Source organism: uncultured Gimesia sp. (assembly GCF_937919775.1).
Lineage (GTDB): Bacteria > Planctomycetota > Planctomycetia > Planctomycetales > Planctomycetaceae > Gimesia.
Genome location: NZ_CALFPF010000562.1, coordinates 1 through 11,148 on the forward strand (window position 1 = coordinate 1; position 11,148 = coordinate 11,148).

5 protein-coding genes are annotated in these 11,148 nt (G+C 51.0%); 4 read left to right on the plus strand and 1 reads right to left on the minus strand.

What is annotated here, in order from left to right; genetic code table 11:
• Positions 1-209 precede the first annotated feature (209 nt).
• The 3 genes from Q0294_RS16185 (at position 210) to mscL (ending at position 5,712) form a co-directional block, all read left to right on the plus strand.
• The gene (locus Q0294_RS16185) at positions 210-2,546 is read left to right on the plus strand and encodes an ABC transporter substrate-binding protein (RefSeq protein WP_299467524.1); all 2,337 of its coding nucleotides are present in this window, start codon (positions 210-212) and stop codon (positions 2,544-2,546) included.
• Positions 2,547-2,978: 432 nt separating this feature from the next.
• Positions 2,979-5,018, plus strand: a complete 2,040-nt coding sequence (locus tag Q0294_RS16190; RefSeq protein WP_299467526.1) for a PQQ-binding-like beta-propeller repeat protein — start codon at positions 2,979-2,981, stop codon at positions 5,016-5,018.
• 265 nt (positions 5,019-5,283) lie between these two features.
• On the plus strand, positions 5,284-5,712 hold the full coding sequence (mscL, locus tag Q0294_RS16195; protein ID WP_299467528.1) for a large-conductance mechanosensitive channel protein MscL: 429 nt from the start codon (positions 5,284-5,286) through the stop codon (positions 5,710-5,712).
• Positions 5,713-5,860: 148 nt separating this feature from the next.
• On the opposite strand, the gene Q0294_RS16200 is transcribed toward mscL, so the two are convergent.
• A complete protein-coding gene (locus tag Q0294_RS16200) occupies positions 5,861-7,294 on the minus strand; it encodes an MFS transporter (RefSeq protein ID WP_299467530.1) in 1,434 nt (477 codons plus the stop codon).
• Between the two features lie 807 nt (positions 7,295-8,101).
• Here Q0294_RS16200 and Q0294_RS16205 point away from each other — a divergent pair.
• On the plus strand, positions 8,102-11,053 hold the full coding sequence (locus tag Q0294_RS16205) for a PSD1 and planctomycete cytochrome C domain-containing protein (RefSeq protein WP_299467532.1): 2,952 nt from the start codon (positions 8,102-8,104) through the stop codon (positions 11,051-11,053).
• Positions 11,054-11,148: the final 95 nt, after the last annotated feature.

Genomic DNA, 11,148 nt, shown 5'->3' on the forward strand with positions numbered 1-11,148 from the left:
TTATGAACGATGATTCTGTATATCTATAAAAACCTTGTTTTAGCGGCGGGATAATGAATCGTGTTGGCCGGTTTTGCTTGTTTTTGAATGAGTTTTGAGCCAGACAATGTTATTTTCGGGCAGTCGGGAAAAGTGGCAAGCAAGAAAGCCTGTCCGTTATCGGGCTGCCGTTTGAATCTATGAGACAATCGATTTGAGGGAACTGACCAGTGTCAGACGAAGGTTTTAATAATCGAACGGGTGATGAAGAGACCGTCGACGAATTTCCGCCCATTAATATTAACCAGATAGATAAAACGATGATCGGGATCGACAGCGGAGCTGGCGAATCTCCCCGGCAGACCAGCGGTCCCTCCGCTGCAAAAGCGGCAGCCTGGATCGGCCGTTCCGTAGGGAAGTATCAGATCACGGGACTGTTGGGCCAGGGGGGGATGGGGGTTGTCTATCAGGCGCATGACTCGACCATCGAGCGGGATGTGGCAATCAAATTGCTGCCCGCAGAACTGGCTTCCGACAAAAAGATGCTCGACCGATTTCTGGCGGAAGCCAAGGCGGCCGGCCGGTTGGCTCATCCGCATGTGGTTTCGATTCACGAAATTGGAGAGCAGGACGACATCCATTATATTGTGATGGAACTGATGACCGGGGGAAGTACCGACGATCATCTGGAACAGATTGGTCCCTATTCTCCCCTGGAATCCACACGCATTATTGCAGACGCCTGTGAAGGGCTGATGGTGGCACATTCTTCCGGGCTCATACACCGGGACATTAAACCGGGCAACCTGCTGCAGTCAAAACACGGCACGATCAAGGTGGCTGACTTTGGATTGGCCAAAGGCGTCGTCCAGCAGTCGCAGCAACTGACTCAGGACGGGCAGTTAATCGGGACGCCTTACTTCATGAGTCCCGAACAGTGTGAATCAAAACCCGTTGATAACCGCAGCGACATCTATTCTCTGGGGGCAACCTACTACACCTTACTGACAGGCGATCATCCTTATGAGGATGCGGGCAGCATTGTGCAGATCATGTATGCGCACTGTCATGCCGAGGTGCTTGATCCGCGCGCTGTGAATTCCCGAATTCCCGATAAGTGTGCCGCGATCATCGCCAAGGCGATGGCCAAGAAGCCGGAAGACCGATATCAGGCCGCCGAGGAAATGCTGACCGATTTAAAATCCTTAATCTCCGAATTAGAGAAACTGGATGCCACACAAGTTCTCAGTCAGGAAGAACTCGCAGGTTCACAGGCTCGCGTCCCGGCTAAACGTCGGCGGCGCGGACTCAGTTTCAACACGGTCTTCTTCCCGATGATCCTGGTGCTGCTGACTTCGGTTTCCTATTTTACCTGGAATGGAAAAGGGCATCCTGACAAAGACGGCAAACACGAAAAAAGTGCGCAGCCTCAGCAAATGGCTCAAGGGATTACTGCGGACAAAATTCTGTTAGGCACCTCGACTGCCATGACCGGTGCCAATCAGGAGCTGGGCCATAACATGGTGATGGGGATGCAGGCCTGTTTCAAATCGGTCAATGAGGCAGGGGGGATCAAAGGCCGTCAGATTGAACTGATTGTGAAAGATGACGGTTATGAGCCCGCTCAGGCGCTGGGAAATATGCAAACACTCTTTGAAGAGGATAAAATTTTTGCCGTCGTCGGTAATGTGGGTACGCCTACTGCGGAAGTTACCGTGCCTTATGCCAATGAAAACCAATATCTCTTTTTTGCTCCTTTCACCGGCGCGCAAAAATTAAGACGTGATCCCCCGGACCGCTATGTTTTTAATTATCGCGCCAGTTATGCTGATGAAACGGAAGCGATGGTCAATTATTTTGTGGAGAAGAAACGTCTCGCGCCCGATAAAATTGCCGTTTTCGCTCAAAACGATTCCTTCGGCGATGATGGTTTTGCCGGTGTCGCCAAAGCGCTGGAAAAATACAATATTCTACCGGAAAATATTCTCCGCGTCGGCTATGACCGGAATACCACGCAGATCGCGACTGCCGTTAATGAAATCGAAAAGAACAAAGATCGGATCGATGCTCTGATTATGGTGGCCACCTATAAACCGGCGGCGCTGATCGTGCAGCAGTTGAAAGATCGCAAACTCAACATCCAGTCGGCCGCAGTTTCTTTCGTGGGCAGTGAACTCCTGGCGCAGCAGTTCAAAGAAATGGGGCCCGGTTATGCGGAAGGAGTGATCGTCACACAGGTGGTCCCCTATTATCTTTCCAGTGCGACCGGGGTTTTACGCTACCGCGCTGCCATGAAAAAATACTTTCCGCTTTCAAAGCCCGGTTTTGTTTCCCTCGAAGGATTTATTGCGGCAGAGTGCCTGGTGGAAGGTTTGAAAAAAGTGGAAGCATCGGGTGAAGCGCTGACGACCGAAAATGTGATCAACTCGCTGGAGAAGATTAACAATCTTGATCTGGGAATCGGCCCGATCATTAATTTTGGTCCCTCCCGGCATCAGGCCTCCAATCGAGTCTGGGGAACGGTGCTTGATAAAGCCGCCAAATACAAAGAACTCGAAATGCAATAAGTTCCCACCGCGGCTCCCTGCCGTTTCGGGATCGCAGCCTCGCCGTCTTCAGCAGCCTTTCATACAACACAAAACGCGCGGAGATGTACCCCACCGACAAAATCAAAGACGGCACTCCGGTTAACGGTATTTGAGCAGTCCATTGAGTCGTGATTTGGCAATGCACAACCCGACTGGGTGAGTTTGCCGTATGCGAGAATGATGTTCTAGAGCGCATCCCATTTAACCATAGCGTCTCTCATTCTAATATACTCGGTCCAAATGCCCCAGGAGACGTGGCAGGAAACCTGGACACAGGCTATTTTTCGTGACAGACAACTTCCGCCCGGATATACTGAGTGAAGTGCAAAAGGCCGCCGCCGATCTTCTTTGGCAGAGTGGTTTATCCTGCATCAGACATTTCTTCGCTCCCTGATTCATGATGGGCCGTCTGTGACATTTATTTTCTTACTGAAAGCGTGTGAGAACTGGCGAAGATCGCGTCACGGGTTGAGCTGCCTGGCGCTATTGGTCTTGCTGATCGCGGTCATGCCTCCCCATTCACGCGCGGAAGAACAAAATCCTTTCTTGCCGGCGGGGACGAAAGAAGAGGGTTGGCCAGGGGTGCGCGGCGTGCATTATGATGCGCATTCGCCGGAAATTCATCTGGCCGAGAGCTGGCCGCAGGCCGGGCCGCCAGTTCTATGGGTCAAAGATTTAGGGCAGGGGTATTCGGCGTTTGTTGCTCAAGGCGATCGGGTTTATACACAGGCTCAGACATTGCAGGGGCAATACGTCTATTGTCTGGATGCCCGCACCGGAAAAACGCTTTGGGAATATCGCTACGACTGGCCTTATGAACTGGCAGGCGTTTATCCGGGGCCGCGAGCGACACCGACTCTGGCCGGGGGACGTTTACTGTTTGCAGCGCCGAGCGGGCTGGTTGGTTGTCTGGATGCGGTTACCGGGAAATTAATCTGGTCACGAAATGTCGTGACGGATTTTCAAGGCGCGGGGGGGACCGGTTTTGGTTATTCCTGTTCGCCGACCGTTGTGGGTGAGCTTGTACTGCTGCCGGTGGGAGGGGCAGGCGCGAGTCTGGTCGCTTTAAATTTGTCGGATGGCAAGACCGTCTGGGCTGCGGGCGATCAACCTGCCAGCTACAGTCCAGCCATGCCGATCACGAGAAACGGTCGGCAGCTTGTCGTCGGTTATCTGGAGAATTCGCTGGTCGTCCATGATCTGCAAACCGGGGAATTGTTGATCGAGCTGGAATTTTCGCAAGGTTACGATGAACATTCCGCCTGGCCCATTTATCGTGAGCCCTATTTATGGATTGCCGCGCCGTTCAAATCCGGTTCACAATTATTCGAGGTGCCGGCCGATTTGAATCAGCAGAGTTCCCTCAAACAGATCTGGCGATCGGGCACGTTATCCAATGATGTGCTTTCAAGCGTACTCGTCGACGATCAGCTCTACGGGTTTGATATTTTTGATCAACAGTCAAAAACACAACGACCGTCACGCGGCAAGTTTCGTTGCATTGATTTTCTCACCGGTCAGGAATTGTGGGAACAAGGCTCCGGACGTCCGGAGCGATCTAACAACGATACGTCTGACGAAATCGGTCAGGCGGGAATGATTGTTGCAGATGGAAAATTGATTCTGCTCAACGAACGTGGTGAGTTGATGTTGCTGCGCGCAAATCCAAAACAGTGTGAAATCCTGGCCCGGTGTTCTGTATTGACAGGCGAGTTGACCTGGACACCCCCCATCCTGCACCGTGGTTGTGTCTATGTCCGAAATCAGTCCCGGGCGGCTTGCATCTATGTGGGGGAGCCTGCTTTGCTGCCCGCTGGTCCGGCCACTTTGACTCTGGAGGAGATTCCACAGGACCACTATTACGACTGGGCGGGACAAATACTTTCGGTGGAGCCGGAATATGCGTTTGATATCCCTTCGCAAGCCTGGTTATGGGACTGGTTCTGCTGGTCGGCGGGACTGCTGCTGGGCAGTTTCATTCTGGCTGCAATCCCGGCTTATCTGGTTCGTTCTGATCGCCGTTTGTGGACCTGGACACTCAGTTATCGAATTCTGGCTTTCGTCACCGGGGCTTTAGGAACCACCTTCATCAGTGACTGGACGCAGGAATTCGTTTTCACCTGGCCGCTTTGTCTGTTTATTGCTCTGGAACCAGTCCTCGCGACGGTTCAGTTCCGTAATGTAAAGACAACCTCCTTCTGGCAGGATTATTTTCCCTTGTGCTGCTTTCTGATTCTCTTCGTCCTGTATTACCTGCTCTGCCGTCGTCTCAGTCTCGTCTTCGAATGGGCCTTCCTGGCGGGACCCGTCGGGGCGCTTCCGCCTGGTTTGTGGGAATCCAGAGTGAAAAAGAACACGTGGAGTAAGGTAATCTTCTGTGTGCTGTTAAAACTGGTGGCGTTTGCCTGTTTTTTTGCGAGCGGAGTGATTGTCTTATGGTTCAAGTATTAGCGTGTGTCCCGGTTTTTTGTAGCGTCTCCACGGCCATTCGGTTCAAGAAGCATTGTATGGGCGGCTCTATGGTGCAAGGGGACGCGCTCTGGTGTGCTCACGAAAGCAGGCCTTGATCGGAATTCAGATCTTTATAGTATGTGTTCTGTTTCATGGGAAACGCGACCTGTCTGATTCACGATTTACTCCAAGGTCACCTGGCGAATGATCTGCCGCCGACGGTAATTACTTCAACATTCAATTCAGTTTGGGAAAAGGAACTCTTATGAGCATGATTCAGGAATTTAAAGAATTTGCTATGAAAGGCAATGTGGTTGACATGGCTGTCGGGATCGTCATCGGAGCCGCATTCGGGAAGATTGTGACTTCGTTCGTCAGCAATATCATTATGCCTCCCGTGGGCTTACTGATCGGCGGGGTGGACTTCAGCAACCTTGCTCTCACATTGAAGAAAGCCAGCGTCGATGAAGCGGGTAAAACCATCGAAGCCGTGTCAATTAATTATGGTGCATTCCTGAACGTGGTGCTCGACTTTATCATTGTTGCCTTTGCGATTTTCATCGTAATCAAAGCGATGAATGCCGCTAAGACTCGATTTGAAAAGCAGGAAGCCGCGGCTCCGGCAGCTCCGGCTGAACCTTCAGCGGAGATCAAACTGCTCACGGAAATCCGGGATGCATTGCAGAAAAGCTGATTTCAATGCACCTGGATGAATGAATTAATTTTCTAATACAGACGCAACGTACGTGAAGAGATGTTTTTAACTGCAGCTGGGGATGCGCAGGTGGAGCAAGTTGATTGGTAATTTTTCAAAGTGGTTTACCTTCGCTTCCGGTAACCGCTTAAGTTGGTCGCTTGTTTTCTTCTGGTTTCAAAGGCTTATTGCGGTCGCGATTCTCTTTTCGGGAAAGGGACGGGTCATCGTCAGAGAGAAAGGAGCGATATAACCCCACTGGAAAACGGAGAATGCGAAAGGGGGTCACACCTACCAGCTGGACGACAACCTGCGAAGTCCAGTGAGATTCGGGTTCACGAATGGTACGGGCAAATACGGCGGCGACCAGGCGCATGATGAGACTGGTCGCAAAAAGAACATGAAAATTGTTGAATTCCATTCCCCAGAATGACGCGTTCCACCCGGAACTAAGCACCAGAAAACCGCCGGCGAGGATGGAGGTGAGACCGCCCACCATACCCGCGACCGCAGTGCCTGCGGCGATAAACATCGTCCGATTTTCTGCTGGCGAGTTTTTGAGCATGAAACCGTTGTTCGCAATGGCGATTCCCGCATTGAGTAGCGAGTCGACAATAAAAATGGGCACCATAATCCAGAACGCAATGGTGGGTTCGCGAGGCAAGAATAACAGGCCGATCATATTGGTCGACTTGAAAGCCGTACAAAGAATCAGCATCGGTCGATTGCCAAAATGCTCTGCCATTTGTCCCAGGCGTTTCGAAAAGATGGCACCTCCGATCCAGGAACAGGTCCACAGCAGTAACAGGCGAAAGACGTCCATGCCGATATAATCGAGCAGATAATAACTGATAAAGGGCGCCCCGAGCATGGCTGCAAAATGCCAAAAGCAGGTGAAAGAAATAAACGACCGAAAATTCTGATCGTGGAACGGGGTCGAGAACACTTCTCTCAGTTTGGGTTCTTTCATCTGAGTGACGGGAGGCTCATCCACCTTGAGAAAGACGAGAATGTCAATGATTCCAAACGCTGCACCGATGCAGATCAGAACTGCGAATCCCTGTTGAATGCCCAGACCGCTTTCCGCCAGAAAGATGGCGCCTCCTAACAGGGAGATGGCACCGCTCCAGTACATCCACAGCTGGCGAATTCCCCAATAACGGTTCAACCCGAGATGCGGAAGGTAATCCCCCATCCACGACAGCCACAAGGGGGTGGTAAAATGAATCAACGCATGATTGAGGGCTGTGAGAATGATCAACATCCACAGCCACCCCTGATCGCTCATGTCGGGAAAAAGCCAGGGGACAGCCGCAACGGGAATCAGTATCAAGCGTTGGAGTATACAGAAAGAGAACCAGATCCAGCGGCGATACTGCAGGTGATTGGCGAGAACCGCCGCCACAAACTGCATGAACAGCATCAGTGTGGGCAATGCGCCGAGAATACCAATATGCCAACCCGTTGCACCGAGGGAACGAGCGAATTCAATCGTCGCTGGCGACATCGTAAGCTGAGTGTAAATCATGGCCATACAGCCAGCCACGATGATCGCCCTCTGCGCAATTTTCTGAGACCACACGGAACATTTATCCCGAAAAAAAGTTGGTTTTAGCTGTTAAGTAATCGTGTTGTAATCCGCACTCCGATCGAATTCACGACAGAGTTCTCCGTCGCTTTTTTCTATCGGGCCAGTGATGAATGGCGAGCGATTTCATCGGGCAATTGGTGGGTCTACAGGGGAATCGGCGTGGCTGTTTTACGAACGGCGCCAATTCGCAGGCGATAGGGGGCGAATCATATCAATGATCACGTTGTAATGCGACAGTGAAATCTGGAAGTATCCTCCGGCACTGGCCGGAGACCTTTTAGCGGGTTTAATCTGGTCCGGGAGCGTTTAACTCTGACCAGATTTCACCCAGCTGTCTGTCCCCCGTAGATCAGATTTCTGGTGACAAGGTTCAATACACAAGCAGTGAAGCGTACGCCTCGTTAAGTAAACGACCTGTTTTACGGGAGATCAGGATAAAAAATGATCGGCAAACAGTGTGTGCCTGAGAGGAAGAGGCTTGTGTACATTTGGTATGTTTCCTGCTCATGAATCTGGGAATGATTGAGTTGGTTATTTTGGCGGCTTTTTTGACGCAATCCCGCCCTCAGAAGTCTGTTTGAATCCGGAGCTCGAAATCACGGTTCCCGCCATCAATCGGGTTTTAAGTGCTCAAAGGTGCGGTATATCCTTGCTTCGAATCAGAGCACTGGTATAATTAAGCTCTTGCTTATGTATTTGGTTATCTACATCGAAGTTCTGTCCAGCTGGATGAGGTAATTCGTTTGAATTACCTGGTTCTCATCATTTTCCCGCCTCAGAAATAAATGGACGATTTACATGCTGCGCTCCTGTTCTTTTTCCCTCTTTGGGCTGATGTTGTTGCTCCCTCCCGTTTTTTCAGCGGAGCCAGCCGAGAAGACGCAACCGACCAGAGAAGGTATCGAATTCTTCGAATCGAAAATCAGGCCGGTGCTTGTGAATGAATGTTATGAATGTCATTCCCTCGAAGCGAAAAAGAAGGATAAACTTGAGGGAGAGCTGTTACTGGATTCCAGCGCCGCAATGCTCAAAGGGGGAGACACGGGCCCCAGTATCATTCCGGGAGATGTCGCGAACAGTTTGTTGATTGCCGCCATTCGACATGAGTCCTTCGAAATGCCGCCCAAGAACAAATTGTCTGATCAAGTCATTGCCGACTTTGAGCAGTGGATTCAAATGGGTGCCCCTGATCCACGCGACGGCAAAGCGCCTGAATTACAAAAAGAGAAAATGGATGTCGCGAAAGGCCGTGAATACTGGTCCTTTCAACCATTAAACCAGTCAGCGCCTCCGCTACCCAAAAATAAAACCTGGGGAAAAACTCCCGTTGATCAATTTATCCTGGCAAAACAGGAAGCGCAGGGGATTACTCCCAATGAACAGGCGAGCCGACAAACATTAATCCGGCGTGTCTATTTTGATCTCTGGGGCCTGCCTCCGGAACCGCAAGAGGTGGAATCTTTTATTAATGATGCATCGCCGGATGCTTACGAAAAACTGATTGATCGTTTATTGGCGGGCCAGCATTACGGCGAACGCTGGGCCCGGCACTGGCTCGATCTTTCTCGGTTTGCCGAGAGTAATGGGTATGCGTTTGATCGAGATCGTCCGGCCGCTTATCACTTTCGTGATTTTGTGATTAAGGCGTTCAATGAAGATCTGCCTTACGATCAGTTTATCCGGCTGCAAATCGCCGGCGATCAGTTGGGCCCCACAGATTATATGTCACAAGCGGCGACCGGTTTTTTAGCAGCGGGCCCTTTTACCTCGCAGCAGACACAAAAAGAGCGGGAACGCAGCCGCTACGAACAGTTAGACGATTTGATTCACACCATTGGAACCGCAACGTTAGGTCTGACACTGGGGTGTGCACGCTGCCACGATCATAAATTCGACCCTGTTCCCAGCCATGACTATTACCGCATGATTGCCGCTTTCGCAGAAACGGGATTCCAGGATTATCAGCACGATCTGAACCCGGAAAAATATAACAAAGAGAAAGCCGCCTTTGACGTGACGCACAAGCCGTTTGTAGACGCGCGGCTGAAATACGAGAAAGAGAGCTTGCCTGCAAAGCTGGCCGAATGGCTGGAAAAGCGGCCGACAGAGTCCATTCAACCCAAACTCAGCGACTGGCATGCGATTGGTCCTTTCAAGTCGGCGAACTTCCTGCAGGCGTTTAATCAGCCTTTTGAGCCTGAGAAAAAAGTGGATCTCACAAAGACCTACTCTAAAGGTTTATTAAAGTGGACCCCTCAGCCAACCTGGACCGATGGAAAAATTCACAACACATTAACGGGAGATAATTCAGCCAATTATCTCTTCCGCACCATCGAGGTCCCGCAGGCCGGGCCGCTTGAAATTTCGCTCGGTCGAGATGACGCCATCAAAGTCTGGTTGAATGGTAAATCGGTCCTGTCGAAAAATGTAACAGGGGGCGCTGCCGCCGATCAGGATAAAGTCACACTTGCCTTGAAAGCAGGAGAAAACGAACTGCTGGTCAAAATTGTGAATGCCTCCGGCCCCTCTGGATTTTACTTTAAAGCGAAAGACACGACGCCTCCCAAAGAAATTCAAACGATTCTTGCATTGTCAAACGAGAAACGCACCGACCCGCAACAGCAGGAACTGTTAAAATGGTATGCCCCCTATGATGCGGGCTGGGCAGCGCTGAATGATGCGGAACAGGAAAATATGAAAAAGCATCCCCAGCGCGATTTACTGCCCGTCTTTGCTGCCCGTAAGGGAGGGGCGACATACAATTTTGGAGAGGATACACGCAAGGTCTACTATCTGGTGCGTGGGAATTCCAATCGCAAAAACGGGTTGGCTGCGCCCGGTTTTCTGCAGGTCTTAATGACCGGTGAGTCTCAGGAAAAACAATGGCTGCTGGAACCATCAAAAGCAGACCAGCCGCGCCATCCGCGTGTTGCTTTTGCGGACTGGCTGACAGATACCAGCCAGGGAGCCGGGCATCTCCTGGCACGGGTGATGGTCAACCGATTGTGGCATCATCATTTTGGTCGGGGGATTGTCGAGACCCCCAGTGATTTTGGTACACAGGGTTTTCGTCCGACTCATCCCGAACTGCTTGATTATCTCGCGGTTCAGCTCATCCAGGGCAACTGGAATCTGAAGCCGATTCATAAACTGATTATGATGAGCTCCGTCTATCAGCAGTCAGGCCAGTCCAATGCAAGTGGCCTCAAGCATGATCCGGAGAATCATCTGTGGTGGCGACGTCCTGCGATCCGCATGGACGCCGAGGTGATTCGAGATGATCTGCTGGCCGTCAGCGGCACCCTCGATAAAAAAATGTTTGGGCCGGGGACGCTGAATCAGGAAGATCGACGTCGAAGTATTTACCTGACCGTGAAACGCGATAAGTTAATTCCCATCCTGCAACTGTTCGATGCCCCGGATGCCATTCAAAGTGTGGGGAAACGGAATGTGACAACGGTCCCTCCCCAGGCACTGGCGATGATGAATTCCCCCTTCATTCGCAAATTGGCGGAAGAATTTGCGAAACGCGTTCGCCCCGATAAACAGAAAAATCTGGAACAGACGGTCAACGACGTTTATGCAATCGCGCTTTCCAGGCAACCCAGTCCGGAAGAACAGCAGCAGATGCTGCAGTTTATTCATTATCAGACAGAATCCTACGGAGCGAATCCACAGGCGGGTGAACTGGCCGTTGCCGATTTTTGCCAGCTGATTTTTTGTATGAACGAGTTTGTGTTTGTTGACTGACTGTGAATGATCTGTCGTTGATCAAAATAGGAATAGAAACGTTATGAGTGAACGTACTTCAATACAACCGGGCAGGGCTTTTGATTTTCAGGCCC

What these genes read in the sequence shown, in the direction of transcription:
- mscL (WP_299467528.1), top strand. Translation starts at nt 5,284, where the DNA reads ATGAGCATGATTCAGGAATTTAAAGAATTTGCTATGAAAGGCAATGTG.
- Q0294_RS16205 (WP_299467532.1), top strand. Translation starts at nt 8,102, where the DNA reads ATGCTGCGCTCCTGTTCTTTTTCCCTCTTTGGGCTGATGTTGTTGCTC.